We start from the raw sequence: 19,707 nt of genomic DNA, 5'->3' as shown, positions 1-19,707 counted from the left end.
AATACCAAACCATGGCTATTGTTGACGTCAAGGTTCCGCAGCTGTCTGAATCGGTCGCCGAAGCGACCATGCTGAACTGGAAGAAGAAGCCGGGCGAAGCAGTCGCTCAGGACGAAATCCTGATTGAAATCGAAACGGACAAGGTTGTGCTGGAAGTGCCGGCCCCGTCGGCTGGCGTGCTGTCGCAAGTGATCAAGAACGACGGCGACACCGTGGTGGCCGATGAGATCATCGCCAAGATCGACACGGAAGCCACTGCTGGCGCCGTGGCCCCGGCAGCTGCAGCTCCGGCACCCGCCGCAGCTGCACCGGCTCCGGCCGCTGCTGCCCCCGCAGCCGCTACGGCTGGCGGCATCGCCATGCCGTCGGCTGCCAAGCTGATGGCCGAAGGTGGCCTGTCGGCTTCGCAGGTTGCCGGCACCGGCAAGGACGGCCGCATCACCAAGGGTGACGTGCTGGCCGCTGGTTCGGCTCCTGCCCCGGCTGCCAAGGCTGCTCCGGCACCGGCCGCGGCCAAGCCCGCGCTGCAGCAAGTGGCAGCCAAGGTGGACTTCGCTGCGCTGGGTGATCGCCCGGAAGAGCGCGTGCCGATGAGCCGCCTGCGTGCCCGTATCGCCGAGCGCCTGATCCAGTCGCAATCGACCAACGCCATCCTGACCACGTTCAACGAAGTGAACATGAAGCCGGTGATGGATCTGCGCAACAAGTACAAGGATCGCTTCGAGAAGGAACATGGCGTGAAGCTGGGCTTCATGTCGTTCTTCGTGAAGGCCGCCGTGCACGCGCTGAAGAAGTACCCGATCATCAACGCTTCGGTCGACGGCAACGACATCCTGTACCACGGCTACTTCGACATCGGTATCGCCGTGGGTTCGCCGCGTGGCCTGGTGGTGCCGATCCTGCGCAACGCCGACCAGATGAGCCTGGCCGACATCGAGAAGAAGATTGCCGAGTTCGGTGCCAAGGCCCGTGACGGCAAGCTGTCTCTGGAAGAGCTGACCGGCGGTACGTTCTCGATCTCGAACGGCGGTACGTTCGGTTCGATGCTGTCGACGCCGATTATCAACCCGCCGCAATCGGCCATCCTGGGCGTGCACGCCACCAAGGACCGCGCCGTGGTGGAAGACGGCCAGATCGTGATCCGTCCGATGAACTACCTGGCCATGTCTTATGACCACCGTATCATCGACGGCCGCGAAGCCGTCCTGGGCCTGGTGGCCATGAAGGAAGCGCTGGAAGATCCGGCACGCCTGCTGCTGGACCTGTAATCGGTCCTATCCCCAGACAGACCCTGGTCTTTCGTTTGTCGTCGTCCCCACGCTTCGGCGTGGGGACCCGGCGAGCGCATCGCCATCGCGATGTGCCCGGATGGTCGCCAACCTGCGGCGGGCATGACGTGCCAAAGAGATAATTCCCATGAGCAAACAATTCGACGTGCTGGTGATCGGCGCCGGCCCCGGCGGCTACATCGCCGCCATTCGCGCTGCCCAGCTGGGCCTGAACGTGGCCTGCCTGGAAGGCAACGCTTACGACGATCCCAAGGGCGAAGCCCGCCTGGGCGGTACCTGCCTGAACGTGGGCTGCATCCCGTCCAAGGCACTGCTGGCTTCCTCGGAAGAATTCGAGAACGCTTCGCACCACCTGGCTGACCACGGCATCACCGTGGGCGACATCAAGGTCGACGTGGCCAAGATGCTCAAGCGCAAGGACGACATCGTCGGCAAGATGACCAAGGGCATCGAGTTCCTGTTCCGCAAGAACAAGATCACGCTGTTCAAGGGCTACGGCAAGTTCGCAGGCAAGGCTGCCGAAGGTTTCCAGGTGGAAGTCAACGGCGAGACACTGACTGCCAAGCAAGTCATCGTAGCCACGGGTTCGAAGGCTCGTCATCTGCCGGGCATCACCGTCGACAACAAGCTGATCAGCGATAACGAAGGCGCACTGAAGTACGACTCGGTGCCCAAGAAGCTCGGCGTGATCGGCGCTGGCGTGATCGGCCTGGAACTGGGTTCGGTGTGGCGCCGCCTGGGTGCCGACGTGACCGTGCTGGAAGCGTTGCCCGCATTCCTGGGCGCCGCTGACGAAGGCGTGGCCAAGGAAGCCCAGAAGCTGCTGACCAAGCAGGGTCTGAAGTTCAACCTCGGCGTCAAGGTCAACGAAGTCAAGACCGGCAAGGACAACGTCACTGTCAACTACACGGACAAGGACGGCAAGGACCAGACGCTCGAAGTGGATCGTCTGATCGTGTCGGTCGGCCGTGTGCCGAACACCGACAACCTGAACCTGGAAGCTGTTGGCCTGGGTGTGGACCAGCGCGGTTTCATCGAGGTGGACGACCACTGCCAGACCAAGGTGCCGGGCATCTGGGCAATTGGCGACGTGGTGCGTGGCCCGATGCTGGCACACAAGGCGGAAGACGAAGGCGTGGCCGTGGCCGAGCGTATCGTTGGCCAGAAGCCGCACATCGATTTCAACACGGTGCCGTGGGTGATCTACACGTTCCCGGAAATCGCCTGGGTCGGTAAGACCGAGCAACAGCTGAAGGCCGAAGGCCGTGCCTACAAGTCCGGTCAGTTCCCGTTCATGGCCAACGGCCGTGCGCTGGGCATGGGCGCTGCTGACGGCTTCGTCAAGATGCTGGCGGATGCCAAGACCGACGAAATCCTCGGCGTGCACATTGTGGCCGCGAACGCTTCGGACCTGATCGCCGAAGCCGTGGTGGCGATGGAGTTCAAGGCAGCAAGCGAGGACATCGGCCGCGTTTGCCACCCGCACCCGTCGATGTCGGAAGTCATGCGCGAAGCTGCGCTGGCTGTCGACAAGCGTCAGTTGAATATGTAATGCATCCGTTCACCTTCCGGTGAACCCCGGCGCGCCGCGATTTCTGCGGCGCGCCGTTTTCGCTTTGCAAGCATCAGAATTTTCGTAGGCCCCCACGATGAACGTCACCGAGTTTTACGAGCACGAACTCAAGCAGCGCGGCTATCAGTCCGATGAGGCGCAACTGCGTGCCGTGGCGCGGCTGCAGCAATGCTACGACGAGTGGGTGGCCTACAAAAGCCGCCGCAACAATACGCTGAAAAAGTGGCTCGTGCATCCTGACGTGCCCAAGGGCGTGTACCTGTGGGGCGGGGTAGGGCGCGGCAAGTCCTTCCTGATGGACAGCTTCTATTCCTGCGTGCCCGTGGTGCGCAAGACGCGACTCCATTTTCACGAGTTCATGCGCGAGGTACACCGCGAACTCGAAGAATTACGCGGCAGGCCCGATCCGCTCGACGAGTTGGCAAAACGGATTGCACGACGCTTCCGACTGATCTGTTTCGATGAGTTCCACGTCAGCGACGTGGCCGACGCCATGATGTTGCACCGGCTGCTGCAACAACTGTTCGACAACGGCGTGCAGTTCGTGATGACTTCGAACTATCGCCCGGACTTGCTGTACCCGGACGGCCTGCACCGTGATCGCGTGCTGCCAGCTATCGCATTGCTGCAAACCAAGTTGGATGTGCTGAACGTCGATGCCGGCATCGACTACCGCAAGCGCGCACTGGAGCAGGTAGATGCATACCACACGCCGCTCAGCCGCGAGGCCAGCGCTGCGCTGCGCGATGCTTTCACGTCTATTGCAGGTACGGCCGACGAATCGCCGATACTGCATATCGAACATCGCGAAATCAAATCGCTGCGCAAGGCCAATGGCGTGGTCTGGTTCGACTTTGCCACGCTGTGCGGCGGTCCGCGTTCACAGAACGACTACCTGGAAATCGCTTCGCAGTTCCACACCGTGATCCTGTCGGACGTGCCGAAGATGACACCGCGTATGTCCTCTGAGGCGCGCCGCTTCACCTGGCTGATCGATGTCTTCTACGACCACAAGGTCAAGCTGCTGATATCGGCCGAGGTCCCCGCCGACGAGCTTTACACGGAAGGGCAGATGGCCAGCGAATTCCATCGCACGGTCTCGCGAATCATCGAGATGCAGTCGCGCGAATACCTGGAGTCGGAACGACGCGTGATGGACACGTCGCTGACCTGACCTCTGGAAGCCCGCTGTTGTTTGTGGGAAACCGGTGGCGGGAGAATCCGCCCCGGTAGTTTCTGACTTGACTTGCATCAACGCAGGGTGAGTTTTTTTTACCTAATATCCGTTGGGTAAAAAAAGCGCGCCATGCCGTCGATAAATCCTGCCCCCTTCGCGCCATCTCTTTCCGTAGCCAGTGCTGCGAGCCTTCCCGTCGGCACCAATCACTCGACGGCGACCTCCTCAGATTCTGCATCCGACTGTTTTCACTGTGGCCAGCCTCTCAATGATGCCGCGCCATTAGTCGCGCCTATCGAAGGGCAACAACGCGTCTTCTGTTGCGCAGGCTGCCAGACGCTCGCGCAGACGCTCCATGCGGCCGGTTTTGGCCACCTCTATCGCGACATCACCCGCTTTGCCCGCCCACTCGATGCCGAGGCCCGGCGTGAGGCCGAGCCAATTTGGGCGGCTTACGACACGCCCGAGTTGCGCGGCCAGTTCGTTCGCGAGTTGGGCGACGGGCGTTGCGAGATTACGCTCGCGCCAGAGAACATTCGTTGTGCGGCCTGCGCGTGGCTGATCGAACAGCATCTGAATCAGTTGGAAGGCGTGGAGTCGGTGGTGGCGAACGTGGCGACACGCCGCGTTGTCGTGCGCTGGCGCGCGGCATCGCAGGGTGTGGCGGCACTACTTGGCAGGTTGGCGGACATTGGCTACACGGCCTGGCCGTTCGAGGTGTCGCGCACGGATCGGCAGGATCGTCGCGAGCGGCGCGGCTTGCTGATGCGCATGGCCGTGGCGATGCTCGGCATGATGCAGGTGATGATGTATGCGTGGCCGCTCTACACGCATGAAGCGACCATCGATCCCGGCCAACTTCAGTTGATGCGCTGGGCCAGCTTTGCGCTGACGCTACCGGTGGTCTTCTATTCGGCCTCGCCAATCTTTGCAGGAGCCTGGCGTGCGCTGCGGCAGCGACATATGGGGATGGACGTCCCCGTGGCGATTGGCGTTGCTGCCGGCTTCCTCGCCAGCGCCGTGGCAACGGTGCGAGGCATCGGAGAAGTCTATTTCGATTCGGTCACGATGTTCGTGGCATTCCTGCTGCTGGCGCGCTATCTGGAATTGCGTATGCGCCAGGCCTCGCGCAGTGGTGCCGAGATGCTCGCGCGGCAACTTCCCGCTACCTGCGAGCGTATCGCCCATGGTGGCGGGCAGGGCGAGCGCATCCCCGTGGCACGGCTGCAGCCCGGTGACCGGATTCGGGTCAAGGCCGGCGAGATCGTGCCTGCCGATGGTGTGGTGGTGGCCGGTGCGAGCGAGATAGATGAATCCATGCTGACCGGCGAGGCGCGCCCGGTGACGCGTGAAATAGGCGATGCGGTGCTGGCAGGTTGCTTCAATGCCGCGAGTCCGCTGGAAGTGAGCATTGACCGGATCGGTGCGCAAACGCGATTGGCCGAGATCGTTGCAGTCCTGGACCGCGCGCTCGCTGACAAGCCACGGCTCGCCCAACTGGCGGATCGGGTGGCCGGATGGTTCGTGGGGCTGCTGCTGCTGATGGCAGCCGTAACAGGGTTGGTTTGGGCCGTCTGGATCGATCCGTCGCGTGCGGTGCTGGTGACAGTGGCAGTGCTGGTGGTGAGTTGTCCGTGTGCGCTGTCGCTGGCTACGCCGGCGGCGCTGGCGGCGGCCGGTGCGGCGTTATCGCGGCGGGGCGTGCTGTTGACGCGCGCTCATGCGCTGGAGACGCTGGCGAGCGTCACCGACGTGATGCTCGATAAGACAGGCACGTTGACCGAGGGACGATTCGCGCTCGTCGAAACGCAAACTTTCGGCGATCTCGATGCGGCGGGCTGCGCGCAGATCGCTCGGACCCTCGAACGTGGCGGCGAACATCCGATCGCACGGGCATTTGCCGAGCCGGCGGGCACGGCCGGCGATGCCTCACTGACAGTGACAGATCTGCGCAACGTACCGGGGCAGGGGCTGGAGGCAACAGTCGATGGCCGTAAGGTGCGTCTCGGTCGTCGAGAATTCGTAGCGGTTTTGTCAGGCGATGTCAATGGGGGCGTCGCGCGGTTGGATGCCGGACACCCCGGCGCAACCGAAGTCTGGCTTGGCGATACCCACAATATCCTCGGATGCTTTCGACTTGCCGATGTCGAGCGGCCGCAGACCGCCGCGCTGCTGTGCCAGTTAAAAGCGCTCGGTGTGCGCTGCCACCTCGTTTCCGGCGACACGGATGCGGCGGTGCGTTGGTGGGCCGGGCATTTCCAGATAGCAACTGCGGCAGGCGCCGTGACACCTGAGGGCAAGCGTGAGTATGTCAGCGCACTGCAGCGCAATGGCGCGGTAGTGCTGGCAGTTGGCGACGGCATCAACGATGCGCCGGTGCTGGCGCAGGCCCAGGTATCGATCGCAATTGGTGGCGGTGCCCCGCTCGCGCAGGCCGGCGCCGATGCGGTGTTGACTCATGGCGGCATCGCGGAGATTGCCACGGCTATTGCCGTCGCGCGCCGAACGCGCCGCGTCATCCGCCAGAACCTGGGCTGGGCATTTGCCTACAACGTGGTCGCAATCCCGCTGGCCGCAACGGGCTTCGTCACCGCATGGATGGCTGGCATCGGCATGTCGCTGTCCTCGCTACTGGTGGTGGCGAATGCCTGGCGACTATTGCGCGTGCGCACCGCGACGCGGCCTCGGGAGTCTTGAATGGAAACGCTGTATCTGCTGGTGCCGATGAGCCTGGTGCTCGCCGCGTTGATCGCGGGTGCCTTGTGGTGGGCCTTGCATGCCGGCCAGTACGACGATCTGGAGCGTCCCGGCGAAGCCATTCTTCTCGACAACGATACCCCGGCGGATTTGACTCGTATCGGGCGTTCGTCGCGCGGGTCGGACAAGTCTTAGAGGCACTGGGAAAGTGCCTGGGACAGCGTGGGCGCAACAGACCAACTTATTTGCGCTCGGTTCTCCGGACATGCGGTTGTGTTGATCGAAGTCAAGACGATGGCCGTGCCGTTTTTCTAAAGTCACACCGTCAATAGGTTTATTCTTTCTTAGCTTGGGGGTCTGAATGGCTGTCACCACCGCGTCTCCACGCGTCGACACCTTCAACTATGGCGTGGTGCGGCTGTTTGCCGTCATGACCGTGGTCTGGGGTATCGTCGGCATGGCCGTAGGCGTTCTGCTTGCGGCGCAACTGATCTGGCCGGAACTGAATTTCAATACGCCGTGGCTGTCATTCGGCCGTCTGCGTCCACTTCACACCAACGCCGTTATCTTCGCCTTCGGCGGTAGCGCACTGTTTGCCACGTCGTATTACGTGGTTCAGCGTACGTGCCAGGCGCGGCTGTTCTGCGGACCGCTCGCCGCCTTTACGTTCTGGGGCTGGCAACTTGTCATCATCGCCGCCGCGATCACCCTGCCGATGGGCATTACGACTTCCAAGGAGTATGCGGAACTCGAATGGCCCATCGACATCCTGATCACGCTGGTCTGGGTGGCGTATGCCATCGTCTTTTTCGGCACGATTGTCAAGCGCAAGACCCGCCACATTTATGTGGCCAACTGGTTCTTCGGCGCCTATATCCTGACCATCGCCATCCTGCATATCGTCAACAACATCGAGATGCCGGCGTCGATGTGGAAGTCGTACTCCGCTTATGCAGGCGTGCAGGACGCGATGATCCAATGGTGGTACGGCCATAATGCAGTGGGCTTCTTCCTGACCACCAGCTTCCTCGGCATGATGTACTACTTCATTCCGAAGCAGGCCGAGCGCCCGATCTATTCCTACCGCCTGTCGATCGTCCACTTCTGGGCGCTCAACTTCACGTATATGTGGGCGGGTCCCCATCACCTCCAATACACGGCGCTGCCCGACTGGGCGCAATCGCTTGGCATGGTGTTCTCGCTGATCCTGCTCGCGCCATCCTGGGGCGGCATGATCAACGGCATCATGACCATGTCCGGCGCCTGGCACAAGCTGCGCACCGATCCGATTCTCAAGTTCCTCGTTGTCGCACTCTCGTTCTACGGCATGGCGACCTTCGAAGGCTCGATGATGTCGATCAAGACCGTCAATGCGCTTTCTCACTACACGGACTGGACGATCGGCCACGTGCATTCCGGCGCGCTCGGCTGGGTGGCGATGATTTCGATCGGCTCCCTGTATTACCTCATTCCGCGCTTGTTCGGGCAGAAGGAAATGTTCAGCGTCCGCCTGATCGAATGGCATTTCTGGATCGCAACCATCGGCGTGGTGTTGTACATCGCCTCGATGTGGATTGCTGGCGTGATGGAAGGCCTGATGTGGCGCGCCACGCAGCCGGACGGCACGTTGACTTATGCGTTCGTCGAAGCCGTAAAAGCCAAGTATCCGTTCTACCTGATCCGTCTGCTCGGAGGTATCTGCTTCCTGGCCGGGATGTTCGTCATGGCCTACAACGTCGTCCGCACCATCGTTGGCAAGCCTGCCGTCGATGCGCCGATTCCGACCAGCCTGCCGGCTTCCGCCCACTGATCGCGAGGATAGAACGATGTCTCAGAATCAAAGTTTCTTTCGTCACGAGACGCTCGAGAAGAACGTCGGATGGCTGATTGTCGCGACGATCATCGTCGTGAGTATTGCGGGCCTGGTGCAGATCGTACCGCTGTTCTTCCAGCACTCGACCACCAAGCCCGATCCCGGCATCACGCCGTATTCGCCGCTGCGGCTGATGGGCCGCGATATCTATATCCGCGAGGGTTGTGCGGGTTGCCATTCGCAACAGGTTCGCACGCTGCAGGCCGAAACGGAACGCTACGGCCATTTCTCGACGGCAGGAGAGTCGGTGTATGACCACCCGTTCCTGTGGGGTTCCAAGCGCACGGGTCCTGATCTGGCGCGCGTAGGCGGCCGCTACTCCGACGACTGGCAGCGCATCCATCTGCGCAGTCCGCGTGATGTCGTGCCGGAATCGGTGATGCCGTCCTATCCGTGGCTCGAGAAGACGCCGTTGCCGACCGATTCGGTGCAGCCGCGTATGCGGGCCCTCCAACGGCTTGGCGTGCCGTACACCGATGCGGAAATCGAGCGGGCACCGGAGGATCTGGTGGGCAAGACCGAGGAGGACGCGATGGTGGCGTACCTGCAGGGTCTGGGCCTGAACCGCCGCAATGTGCGCGTGGAAGCGGCGCCGAAGGAGTGAAGCCATGGTGATCATCACTGCCATTGCCACTGTCATTTCGATGGTGACATTTCTGGCCATCTGCTGGTGGGCATGGTCGGCGGGGCGCAAGGGCGCCAACGAGGAATCGGCGATGCTGCCCTTTGCCTTGCCTGACGAAGATAACAATCCAAGGCGGAATTCGTAACCATGAGCGATTTCATCTCCGATATCTGGGGCCACTACATTGCGGCCATCGCGCTGATCGGCATTGCCTGGTGCGTCTGGCTGCTGTTCTCCCAGCGCAAGATGCCAAAGGGCGTCAGCACCTCCGACGACACGGGCCACGTGTGGGATGACGACCTACGCGAGCTGAACAATCCGCTGCCGCGCTGGTGGATGTGGATGTTCCTGTTGGCCTGCGTGTTCGGACTGGGCTATCTGATCCTCTTTCCGGGACTGGGCGCCTATCCTGGCGTGCTGAAGACCTCGTCCCAGGTGGAGCTGGCCGCGCACCGCGAGGCCGCCGAGCGCATGCAGCATCAGATCTACGCCAAGTACCTGAAGATGGATGTCAAGCAGGTGGCGGCCGACCCCGAGGCGCGCGAGATCGGCCAGCGACTATTCCTCAACTATTGCGCGCAGTGCCATGGATCCGATGCGCGTGGCAGCCGCGGCTTTCCCAACCTGACCGACAACGACTGGTTGTATGGCGGTGAGCCCGACACCATCCAGCAATCGATCACCAAGGGGCGCAATGGCGTGATGCCGCCGCTGACTGGCGTCATCGACGCAAAGCTGGCTGGCGATACCGCGCAGTATGTGCGCTCGCTGTCCGGGCTGGCCTACGACCCGATCCGGGCATCGCGCGGCGAAAGCACGTTCAAGTCGACCTGTGCGGCGTGCCACGGTGGCACAGGCAAAGGCAACCAGGCATTGGGCGCGCCGAACCTGTCCGATAACGTCTGGCTGTACAGCAGTTCGGAAGGCGCGATCGTCGATGCCATCCTGAAGGGCCACAACGGCCACATGCCAGCGCACGAAGAAATCCTGACGCCGGAGCGTATCCGGATGCTGACTGCCTACGTGTGGGGACTCTCCAGTACCTCCAGCGCTGCGGCCGGAGCAGCCGGGCAATGACAAACCGCCCCGGCCAGCGACGGCGCTGACCGGGGCATTAGGGCTAGTCCCATGAATGCGCCCCTGAAATCCCCTCCTGAAGGACCCGAGGTCTCAGAGACTCGGGGATGGCGCCCCGCGCCACCGCCCAAGACCGCTAACGATGCAACGGAAGAAGCGTTGTACGAGGTGCGCCGCAAGATCTACCCGCGCTCGGTGAAAGGCGCGTTTTCGAGCTGGCGCGTATGGCTCGTCATCCTGACGCAACTGGTCTACTACGGTGCGCCCTGGCTGCAATGGAACGACCGGCAGGCCGTTCTGTTCGACCTCGGAGCACGCAAGTTCTACATTTTCGGTCTTGTGCTCTGGCCGCAGGACGTGATCTATCTCGCCGTGCTCCTGGTCATTTCGGCGCTGGCACTTTTTCTGTTCACCGCCATCGCCGGCCGGCTCTTCTGTGGCTACGCTTGTCCTCAGACGGTCTACACGGAAATATTCATGTGGATCGAGCGGCGTGTGGAAGGTGATCGCATCGCGCGCATCCGGCTCGATGGCGATCCATGGAGTTTGCGCAAGTTCAGGATCAAGACGACGAAGCATACGCTCTGGATCCTGATCGCCCTCTGGACCGGCTTCACATTCATCGGCTATTTCGCGCCGATCCGGGAGCTTGGCAGCGAGATACTGCAGTGGTCACTGGGGCCGTGGCAGGCATTCTGGATGCTTTTCTATGCGTTCGCTACCTGGGGCGCCGCCGGCTTCATGCGTGAGCAGGTCTGCAAGTACATGTGTCCGTATGCGCGTTTCCAGAGCGTGATGGTGGACCGCGACACCTTTGTGGTGACCTATGACGTGGGGCGTGGTGAGCCGCGCGGCGGCCGCTCGCGGAAGCTGGATCACCGTGCCGCCGGCCTGGGCGACTGCGTGGACTGCAGCATCTGCGTGCAGGTGTGCCCGACGGGGATCGATATCCGGGACGGCCTCCAGTACGAATGCATTGGATGCGGAGCTTGTATCGACGCCTGCAATCAGGTCATGGACAAGCTGGAGTACCCGCGCGGGCTGATCCGGTACACCTCCGAGAATGCCATGCGATCGGCGTTGTCCATTGCCGAGGCCCGCAAGCGGCTGGTGCGGCCTCGCACCATGATCTACATGGTGATCTGGCTGGCACTGATGGGTGGCTTTGCCGCGTCGCTGGCGATGCGCACGCCGCTGAAGGTCGACATCATTCGAGACCGTGGAGCGCTTGGTCGCGAGGTGGATGGACGCTGGGTCGAGAACGTGTACCGGTTGCAGTTGATCAATGCCACCGAGTCACCAGTGACAATCGATGTGAAGGTAGATGGCTACGATATGAAAGGGCTCACCGTCGAGTATGACCAGACGGCCAGCACTCTAGATCCCACGTCGAACCGGCTGTTGCCAATTCGCATCCGTGTGCCGATCGAAGACGCCAGGCAAGGTACCCACAAGATCGACGTGACGGTCACGGCGGAAACCGAGTCGCAACGCCGGTCGCAGATCCGTCAGAGCACAAGCTTTATCGTTCCCCGCAACTTGTAAGAGGAGATGCAATGGCTCAGCGCCCCCAACAGCCTCCCCATGCCGTTCGACCCTGGTACAAGGAGCCGTGGCCGTGGATCTTGATGGCCGGCCCGATGCTGGCGATGGTGGGTTGTGGTATCACGATCTGGCTGGCCAGCACACATGCGGACGTCCCTGTGCGCGATGCCACCCGCCATGGACTGGTCGTCGAGAAAGCCGATGTCGGAAGCGCCACGGAACAAGGGAGTCATCCATGAGGTTGCGCTGGCTGATGTGGGTACTGTGGCCAGCGTTTCTGATGGGTGGCGCGGCTACGGCGGTAGTGTTTTCCGTTGTCGACCCGGGAGACATCAGTTTCTTCGGCCAACCGGTGGAGGCTTCGAGGCAGGCGATCTACACCGTGGGCTTTCTGCTGGCGTGGCTGTTCTGCGCACTGTCCAGCGGTCTCACGCTTTACACGATGCCGGGCAGGCTCAGCGATACCGATGAACTCGAATAGCAATTTCGCAAAAAAAGCCGCAACAGCGTGATGCTGTGCGGCTCTGGTCTTGCAGCAGGATGGCGCCTAGCAGGAGCGACTATAGACCTGCTTGATGCCAGCCATGTCGATGATCTTCACATGCCGTTGACGAATTTGGATCAGGCCAGCTTCCGCGAACCGGGAGAACAGGCGGCTGACGGTTTCGAGCTTGAGGCCGAGATAGCTGCCGATTTCCTCGCGGCTCATGCGCAGCACGAACTCCGTGGAGGAATAACCGCGTGCGGAGAGGCGCTCGGACATATTGACGAGGAAGGCGGCGAGTCTCTCTTCGGCACGCATCGAGCCAAGCGTGATCAGCATGACCTGGTCCTGCGAGATCTCCTTGCTCATAAGTCGCAGGAACTGACCTTGCAGCGAAGGCAGATGATTCGACAGCGATTGCAGATCGTCGAACCGCACGACGCAGACTTCAGCGTCCTCGAGGGCGGTCGCATCCGATGCATGTTGCATCTCGCCGAGTCCATCGAGGCCGATGACTTCTCCCGGAAGATGGAAGCCGGTAATTTGAGTACGCCCATCCTCCATGGTGACGTGGGTTTTCAGCGTGCCGAAACGAATGGCGTAGACCGCGGAGAGCGGTTCACCCATTCGATACAGCGTTTCGCCCTTGTGGACACGCACGCGCTCCTGCACGAGAGTGTCCATTTTTACGAGGTCCTGCTGCGACATGCCCACGGGCAGGCAGAGTTGGCCCATGGCACACGTGGAGCAGCGTGGCGACATCTCGGTAACGGGGATGGAAGTCAGCAATTGAAGTGCTCGTTTGAATGCGCTTGCAGCGAGGGCGCGATGCATGCATTTTACAGCGTGGAGTGACGCGGAAGCGAGGAACAGTTGCCATTTGGCGTGCTTTTAAGCGTTTTTCTGATTGCCCTGTTTGGCGGTGTGCATTGCGCGGCGATGTGTGGAGGAATTGCTATTGCAGTCGAACAAAATCCGCAGCAAGTGCAACAGACGGTCTCGTTCTTGCACCGTTCTAGACGGCACTGGTGGATGTCGATTTGCGTCATGCATGCGGGCCGGGTGACGACGTACATGTTGCTCGGCGCATTGGCCGGTGCAGTGGGTGCGGCGGCGTGGGCGCACGACTATCTGCCATTGCAGCGATGGCTGTTCGGCGTGGGGAGCCTGTTGCTGATCATGGCCGGATTGTGGTTGCTTTTCGGCTGGCAGATGCGCATGGGTGCCGTGGAACGTTTTGTCGCGCGGATCGCTTCGCACGTCGCCAAGCTCTTGCGGCACGTTCGATCGACTCAGGGGTTGCATGGCGGTCCTGCCGCAGTGCCGTCAGCGATGCACCGATTCGGCATGGGTCTTGTATGGGGTATGGTGCCCTGCGGAATGATCTATAGTGCGCTCGGCTTGGCGCTGCTGGCGGGCAATGCTTCGTCGGGCGCACTCGTCATGGGAGCCTTCGGACTAGGTACTTTGCCGAATCTGCTGGTGATCTCGGGGTTATCCGGTTACCTGCGGCAGTGGTCGCGCAAGCGGTGGGTTCGCACCGTTTCAGCTTTGCTCGTGGCGGGTTTCGGGTTGCTGGGGGTGGCCCGCGCCGTATGGCTTCCGGAGACCCTTGCGCACGCCGGATTCTGCGTGGTGTTCTGAATCGGCCACAGCCCCGGGTTGCGGTATCCGGCGGTAATGCCATACAATCGCGAGAACCACGGTATCGCGCCGCGTCATGCACGAGGCGTCGCCGGGGCGGTTTCTCTCATCAGGGATGCCCGCCCAGGGTTTCTGGCCATGCTGTTGCATGCCGGAACCATCCCCACAGTCCATCCGGTTCAAAAGATCTGGTTAAAAGGCCGACGGCGGTGTGGAAGGTGACGCCGGGTCAGGGCGAAGTTTCCTGAGCCGATATCCGATTGTTTCTTGCCGTCTTGGTCATGCGTTGGCCCAGGCGAATGTCCGCCCCGAAGGGGAGGCGCGACGCAAGAGGTCCGTCGACCGGTGATGGCTGCCGGCCCTGGACGATCTCCTGCCGGACAGTCCCGGCAATTCGATGCAAAGAACGAGGTGCACGGCGGCGCTGAAACCAGCGTGGACCGTCTGCGCGACGAGATGGCGATGGCATTGGCCTCGCTGTATCTGCAATCTCCAGTGCCCCGGGATTCGTCCGGGGGCAGGTGCAAAGACAGGCTGCACACAATCACATGAATACCCAAGAGGCGAAGATCGTCCTCGAGACCGCGCTGATCTGTGCGCAGGAACCGTTGCGCGTCGGTGATCTGCGACGGTTGTTTGCCGACGATGTCGGTGCCGACACGATCCGGGTGCTCCTCGAAGAGTTGCGGAACGATTGGCAACGGCGTGGCGTGGAACTCGTGGCGCTGGCGAGCGGCTGGCGTTTTCAGAGCCGGCCCGAAATGCGCGAGTATCTCGACCGGCTCAATCCGGAAAAGCCGCCCAAGTATTCCCGCGCGGTGATGGAAACGCTGGCGATCATCGCGTATCGCCAGCCGGTGACGCGTGGCGACATCGAAGAAATCCGCGGAGTGACGGTCAGTACGGAAGTCGTCAAAAAGCTTGAGGACCGCGACTGGATCGAAGTGATCGGCCATCGTGACGTTCCTGGACGCCCGGCACTCTATGCGACGACCAAGGCGTTTCTCGATGACCTTGGCTTGCGTTCGCTGGACGAACTCCCGCCGCTTGAGGATGCTCAGGCGCAGGCCCAGGCAACGTTGCTGGATCAACAAGCCATCGACTTCGAAGATATCGCCACGGCCAATCCGCCTGCTGGCGACGAAGAGGCTTTTGCGGCCACGGAAGTGGTCCCCAACGCCGTGACGCCGGCGGACACCGAGAAGGCCGATGCGGAGACGCCGGCCAATTTGGAAACTGCCGATTCCACCGAGGTCATTGAAGGCGCATCGCAAGAACAAGAAAGCAGCGTCGAGTCCGATCCCCCGTCACTCGGGCAGGACGACGACGTGCCGCTGGCGCATGCCAACGGTTTCCACGTGGACACTCAGGCTTCCGTTTCGGAAGTTGCCGAGGAATCGGGTCTGGAGGGCGACGCGCCTTATCCGGCCGAGGACGACGAGCGCGTGTCCAACTGAATAACATGCAACATCGATAGTGAATACTTTGTCTGATTCCGCTGATCAAGACGTCCGCCAGCCGGACGTGCCGGGCGACACCGGCGCAGCGCCCGATACGGGCAATGGCGCGGACGGCGCGCCGCGCCGCAAGGGCCTCCGCCGCGGTCTGCGAAACCTGGTGGCGTCCCGCCGCCAGGGTGCCCAGGATCGGGATGCCGGTCGGGGTGATGCCGATGCGCCGCCGGTGCAGGCCGAAGAGGGTGCGCAGCCCGCAGCACCGCGGACACGCGGCCGACGCAAGCCTGCGCCTGCCGCCGATGCCGGTGAACAGGTCGCGGCTCCACGGGCGGAAATGCGACCGGCTAATCCGCGCCAGTCCGAATCGGGCGAAGGCCAGCCGCAGCGCCGTCGGCGGCAGCAGCCGCAACGTAAGGCTGCGATGGTCGACGGTGAGAACAAGCCAGCAGCCGAGCAGGCCGGCAGGCGCAACAAGCCAGGCCCGCAGCAGCGCAAGGGCCAGGGTGGCGCTGGCAAACCGGGTGGTCGCGGCGATCAGCGCCAGGGTGAATCCCGTCAAGGTGACAAGTCGGCGAAGCCCGCCGGCAAGGCGCTCAAGGCTGCAGGTGGCGAGGATCTGTTCCGCTTTGTGATCTCCGAGCAGTTCGACCAGGAAGACATGGTCGTTCCGCGCACAAAGGCGAAGCCCGTTCGCGAGCTGACATCGGATGACGATGCGCCGAAGCTGCACAAGGTGTTGGCTGACGGTGGGCTGGGGTCCCGCCGCGAAATGGAAGAACTGATCCTGCAGGGTCGTGTTTCCGTCAACGGGCTTCCAGCACATATTGGCCAGCGGATCCTGCCGGCCGATCAGGTGCGCGTAAACGGCAAGCTGATCCACCGCAAGATTACGACCAAGCCGCCCCGGGTGTTGCTGTATCACAAGCCAGCCGGCGAAATCGTCAGCCAGTCGGATCCGGAAGGCCGTCCGACCGTATTCGACAGCCTGCCGCGAATCAAGAACGGCAAGTGGGTGGCCGTGGGCCGGCTGGACTTCAATACCGAGGGCCTGCTGATTTTCACGACTTCGGGCGATATCGCCAACCGCTTCATGCACCCGCGCTATGGCGTGGAGCGTGAATACGCGGTGCGCACGCTGGGTGAACTGGCCGAGTCCGATCGTCAGCGTCTGCTTCACGGCATCGAACTCGACGACGGCCAGGCTAACTTCCTGCAGATCGCCGATGGCGGTGGCGAGGGTGTGAACCAGTGGTATCACGTAGCGCTGACCGAAGGACGGAACCGCGAAGTACGCCGCATGTTCGAGGCGGTGGGCCTGACCGTTTCACGCCTGATTCGCACACGCTACGGGCAATTCCTGTTGCCGCGTGGTCTCAAGCGTGGCCGTTGGCAGGAACTCGAAGCCACCGAGGTGCGCAACCTGATGGCCAATATCGGCCTGAAAGCACCGGCCAAGGGCGAGCAGGGCGGCGGCAAGGGAATGACCAAGGTGGGCGGGCGGAAGGCGCGCACCGAGGCTGCGATCGCGGGGATGCCCATGGTCACGGGCATGGATGGACTGCCGCGGTTCGAGAAAGCCGGTGGCAATCGCGGTGGCGGTAACGCCGGCCGCGGCCAGCCTGATCCGATGCAGACGTCAATGGGCTACATCCCGTCGGGTCCTGCGCCGCTGACGTCACACTCGACGAAGTTTGGGGGTGGCATGGGCGGTATGGGTGGCGGTGCGCGTGGTCCTGGCGGTGCAGGTGGCCGTGGGCGGGGTGGAAGCGCTGGCAATGCTGGCAACGCCGGTGGCAACCGTCCGCGTCGTGGCGGTGGCGAGGTGAACGGCAATGTGATGCCGAAGGCTGCCAAGGGCGGCGGCAATGCCCGTGGCAATAGCGGTGGCGGGGCGGGTGGTGGTGGCGCACGGCGTCCGCGTGGTGGCGGGGGCGGTGGTGGTCGGGGCGGTCATCGCTGACGCCAGGCAGGGTGGGGTCGATGTGCGCATGGCGTCATTGCCCCCATCCAGTGCGGATACAACCGGCTTTTGCCTTTTGGACATAATCCGCGTATAATCCAAGTCTATTCAAAAGTATCATCCTCAGTGGGATGGGCGAATGATGGGCATTGCGCCCATTTTTTTTTGGTTCGCCCGTTCGTGAGTGCGCGTCGAGTGCGGCTGGTTTGCGCCACGCTGCGCACCGCCCGAGGGTGATAGGCAGGCAGGGGCAGCTTACAGGTTTCGGAAACTCGCTTTCAGAACGTTGTGTTGTCCAGTGCCTGCCACGGTGTTGAAGGCCACTACTCGGGATTACAGTGCATCTGGCAGATTTGATCGAAACCACCCTTATCGGCATGGGCTACGAGTTGGTTGAGCTTGAGCGTGCCCCGGCCGGACTTCTGCGTGTCTACATCGATCAGCCTGAAACCGGCATCGTCATTGAGGATTGCGAGAAGGTAAGCCGCCAGCTTACCCACGTTCTGACAGTGGAGAACGTCGATTACGAGCGCCTCGAAGTGTCGTCGCCCGGTCTGGATCGTCCGCTCAAGAAGTTGGCTGATTTTGTCCGCTTCGTCGGCGCCGAAGCCAGGGTCACGCTGCGCCTGCCGGTCAACGGCCAGAAGAATTTCGTCGGCATCCTGAGGGAACCCTCGGGCGAAGCTGGCGCCGAGAAGATCGGCCTGGAATTCGAGGGCAAGGATGGTCCGGCGCTGCTGGAATTCGCCATACCCGATGTCGACAAGGCACGCCTGGTGCCGGTGATCGACTTCAAGGGAAATCAAAGAAAAGGGAACAAGCAATGAGCCGCGAAGTTCTGTTGCTCGTCGATGCGCTAGCGCGCGAGAAGAACGTCGACAAGGATGTGGTTTTCGGTGCGCTGGAGGCGGCACTCGCCTCTGCGACCAAGAAGCGTTTCGAGGAAGACGTGGATATCCGCGTCCATATCGACCGTGAATCCGGTGAGCATGAAACGTTCCGCCGCTGGCTCGTGGTTCCTGACGAACAGGGCCTGCAGGAGCCGGACAAGCAGATCCTGCTGTTCGAAGCCCGTGACCAGATCGCCGATATCGAACTCGATGAGTTCATCGAGGAACAGATCGAGTCCGTGGAATTCGGCCGGATCGGCGCGCAGGCTGCCAAGCAGGTGATCCTGCAGCGCATCCGCGATGCCGAGCGCGAGCAGATCCTGAACGACTACCTCGATCGCGGCGAAAAGATCATGACCGGCACGGTCAAGCGCGCCGACAAGAAGGGTCTGATCGTGGAATCTGGCCGCGTGGAAGCGCTGCTGGCACGCGATCAGATCATTCCGAAGGAAAACCTGCGCACCGGTGATCGCGTGCGTGCGTACATCCTGAACGTGGACCGTGCTGCGCGCGGCCCGCAGATCGAGCTGTCGCGTACGGCACCCGAGTTCCTGATCAAGCTGTTCGAGAACGAAGTGCCCGAGATGGAACAGGGCCTGCTGGAAATCAAGGCGGCTGCCCGCGACCCGGGCGTTCGCGCCAAGATCGCCGTGGTGGCGCATGACAAGCGTATTGACCCGATCGGTACCTGCGTCGGCGTGCGAGGCACGCGTGTGACGGCGGTGCGCAACGAGATCGGTGGCGAAGCCGTGGACATCGTGCTGTGGTCGGAAGATCCGGCGCAGTTCGTGATCGGTGCGCTGGCGCCGGCCCAGGTCCAGTCGATCGTGGTCGACGAAGAGAAGCACAGCATGGATGTGGTGGTGGACGAGGAAAACCTCGCCATCTCCATCGGTCGCAGTGGTCAGAACGTACGCCTGGCGTCGGAGCTGACCGGCTGGCAGATCAACATCATGACGCAGGAAGAATCGGCGCAAAAGCAGGCCGAGGAAAGCGAAGTGGTACGCAAGCTGTTCATGGCCAAGCTGGACGTGGACGAGGAAGTGGCGGACATCCTGATCGACGAAGGTTTCTCCACGCTGGAAGAAGTGGCCTATGTGCCTATCAGCGAAATGATGGAGATCGAGGCCTTCGACGAAGATACCGTCACCGAGTTGCGCAATCGCGCCCGCGATGCGCTGCTGACGATGGAACTGGCCCGGGAAGAAAAGGTGGAAGAGGTATCGCAGGACCTGCGTTCCCTCGACGGCCTGACGCCCGAGCTGATCGGCAAGCTGGCTGAAGGCAATATCCACACGCGCGACGACCTGGCCGAACTGGCCGTGGACGAACTGGTCGAAATGGCCAGCGTGACCGAGGATGAAGCCCGCGGGCTGATCATGAAAGCACGGGAACATTGGTTTAACTGAGGGACAC

At 62.1% G+C, this 19,707-nt stretch carries 18 protein-coding genes; 17 read left to right on the top strand and 1 reads right to left on the bottom strand.

What is annotated here, in order from left to right; translation table 11 throughout:
- Positions 1–11 precede the first annotated feature (11 nt).
- The 12 genes from odhB (at position 12) to ABDB81_RS26120 (ending at position 12,337) form a co-directional block, all read left to right on the top strand.
- Positions 12–1,268: a 2-oxoglutarate dehydrogenase complex dihydrolipoyllysine-residue succinyltransferase gene (gene odhB, locus ABDB81_RS26175; RefSeq protein WP_346813996.1), complete on the top strand. Its 1,257-nt coding sequence runs from the start codon at positions 12–14 to the stop codon at positions 1,266–1,268.
- A 148-nt stretch (positions 1,269–1,416) separates the two neighbouring features.
- A complete protein-coding gene (gene lpdA, locus ABDB81_RS26170) occupies positions 1,417–2,841 on the top strand; it encodes a dihydrolipoyl dehydrogenase (protein WP_137927189.1) in 1,425 nt (474 codons plus the stop codon).
- A 97-nt stretch (positions 2,842–2,938) separates the two neighbouring features.
- On the top strand, positions 2,939–4,036 hold the full coding sequence (zapE, locus tag ABDB81_RS26165) for a cell division protein ZapE (RefSeq protein ID WP_346813995.1): 1,098 nt from the start codon (positions 2,939–2,941) through the stop codon (positions 4,034–4,036).
- A gap of 132 nt (positions 4,037–4,168) precedes the next feature.
- Entirely contained in the window at positions 4,169–6,736 is a 2,568-nt protein-coding gene (locus ABDB81_RS26160; protein ID WP_346813994.1) for a heavy metal translocating P-type ATPase, read from the top strand.
- Positions 6,737–6,931, top strand: coding sequence for a cbb3-type cytochrome oxidase assembly protein CcoS (gene ccoS, locus ABDB81_RS26155; RefSeq protein ID WP_137927191.1), 195 nt, complete (start codon positions 6,737–6,739; stop codon positions 6,929–6,931).
- Positions 6,932–7,097: 166 nt separating this feature from the next.
- The gene (gene ccoN / locus ABDB81_RS26150) at positions 7,098–8,546 is read left to right on the top strand and encodes a cytochrome-c oxidase, cbb3-type subunit I (protein ID WP_137927192.1); all 1,449 of its coding nucleotides are present in this window, start codon (positions 7,098–7,100) and stop codon (positions 8,544–8,546) included.
- A 16-nt stretch (positions 8,547–8,562) separates the two neighbouring features.
- Positions 8,563–9,213, top strand: coding sequence for a cytochrome-c oxidase, cbb3-type subunit II (ccoO, locus tag ABDB81_RS26145; RefSeq protein ID WP_137927193.1), 651 nt, complete (start codon positions 8,563–8,565; stop codon positions 9,211–9,213).
- Positions 9,214–9,217: 4 nt separating this feature from the next.
- Complete coding sequence (locus tag ABDB81_RS26140) at positions 9,218–9,379, top strand: CcoQ/FixQ family Cbb3-type cytochrome c oxidase assembly chaperone (RefSeq protein ID WP_137927194.1); 162 nt, start codon at positions 9,218–9,220, stop codon at positions 9,377–9,379.
- Positions 9,380–9,381: 2 nt separating this feature from the next.
- Positions 9,382–10,311 (top strand): cytochrome-c oxidase, cbb3-type subunit III, encoded by a 930-nt coding sequence (gene ccoP / locus ABDB81_RS26135; protein ID WP_137927195.1) that lies wholly within the window; start codon positions 9,382–9,384, stop codon positions 10,309–10,311.
- Between the two features lie 51 nt (positions 10,312–10,362).
- Positions 10,363–11,856 carry a cytochrome c oxidase accessory protein CcoG gene (ccoG, locus tag ABDB81_RS26130; RefSeq protein ID WP_137927196.1) on the top strand — a complete coding sequence of 498 codons (1,494 nt, stop codon included), beginning with the start codon at positions 10,363–10,365 and terminating at the stop codon, positions 11,854–11,856.
- 11 nt (positions 11,857–11,867) lie between these two features.
- Positions 11,868–12,095, top strand: a complete 228-nt coding sequence (locus tag ABDB81_RS26125) for a FixH family protein (protein WP_137927197.1) — start codon at positions 11,868–11,870, stop codon at positions 12,093–12,095.
- A complete protein-coding gene (locus tag ABDB81_RS26120) occupies positions 12,092–12,337 on the top strand; it encodes a hypothetical protein (protein WP_137927198.1) in 246 nt (81 codons plus the stop codon). Before ABDB81_RS26125 ends, ABDB81_RS26120 begins: the two co-directional genes overlap by 4 nt.
- Before the next feature lie 66 nt (positions 12,338–12,403).
- Here the strand turns inward: ABDB81_RS26120 and fnr are convergent, their stop codons facing one another.
- The gene (gene fnr, locus ABDB81_RS26115) at positions 12,404–13,129 is read right to left on the bottom strand and encodes a fumarate/nitrate reduction transcriptional regulator Fnr (protein ID WP_160472551.1); all 726 of its coding nucleotides are present in this window, start codon (positions 13,127–13,129) and stop codon (positions 12,404–12,406) included.
- Positions 13,130–13,213: 84 nt separating this feature from the next.
- Between fnr and ABDB81_RS26110 the strand changes: the two genes are divergently transcribed.
- The 5 genes from ABDB81_RS26110 to nusA all read left to right on the top strand — a co-directional run bounded on the left by ABDB81_RS26110 (position 13,214) and on the right by nusA (position 19,700).
- Positions 13,214–13,984, top strand: a complete 771-nt coding sequence (locus ABDB81_RS26110) for a sulfite exporter TauE/SafE family protein (RefSeq protein ID WP_137927200.1) — start codon at positions 13,214–13,216, stop codon at positions 13,982–13,984.
- 548 nt (positions 13,985–14,532) lie between these two features.
- A complete protein-coding gene (gene scpB, locus ABDB81_RS26105) occupies positions 14,533–15,441 on the top strand; it encodes an SMC-Scp complex subunit ScpB (protein WP_160472550.1) in 909 nt (302 codons plus the stop codon).
- Between the two features lie 28 nt (positions 15,442–15,469).
- A complete protein-coding gene (rluB, locus tag ABDB81_RS26100) occupies positions 15,470–17,401 on the top strand; it encodes a 23S rRNA pseudouridine(2605) synthase RluB (protein WP_346813993.1) in 1,932 nt (643 codons plus the stop codon).
- A gap of 338 nt (positions 17,402–17,739) precedes the next feature.
- The gene (gene rimP / locus ABDB81_RS26095) at positions 17,740–18,228 is read left to right on the top strand and encodes a ribosome maturation factor RimP (RefSeq protein ID WP_137928585.1); all 489 of its coding nucleotides are present in this window, start codon (positions 17,740–17,742) and stop codon (positions 18,226–18,228) included.
- The gene (nusA, locus tag ABDB81_RS26090) at positions 18,225–19,700 is read left to right on the top strand and encodes a transcription termination factor NusA (RefSeq protein ID WP_137928584.1); all 1,476 of its coding nucleotides are present in this window, start codon (positions 18,225–18,227) and stop codon (positions 19,698–19,700) included. The genes rimP and nusA overlap by 4 nt, the downstream gene beginning before the upstream one ends.
- Positions 19,701–19,707 lie beyond the last annotated feature (7 nt).

This window comes from Cupriavidus sp. DL-D2, assembly GCF_039710735.1.
In the GTDB taxonomy this organism is placed as follows: domain Bacteria; phylum Pseudomonadota; class Gammaproteobacteria; order Burkholderiales; family Burkholderiaceae; genus Cupriavidus.
The sequence above is the reverse complement of the archived record's forward strand: the minus strand, read 5'-3'. Positions and strand labels throughout refer to the sequence as shown.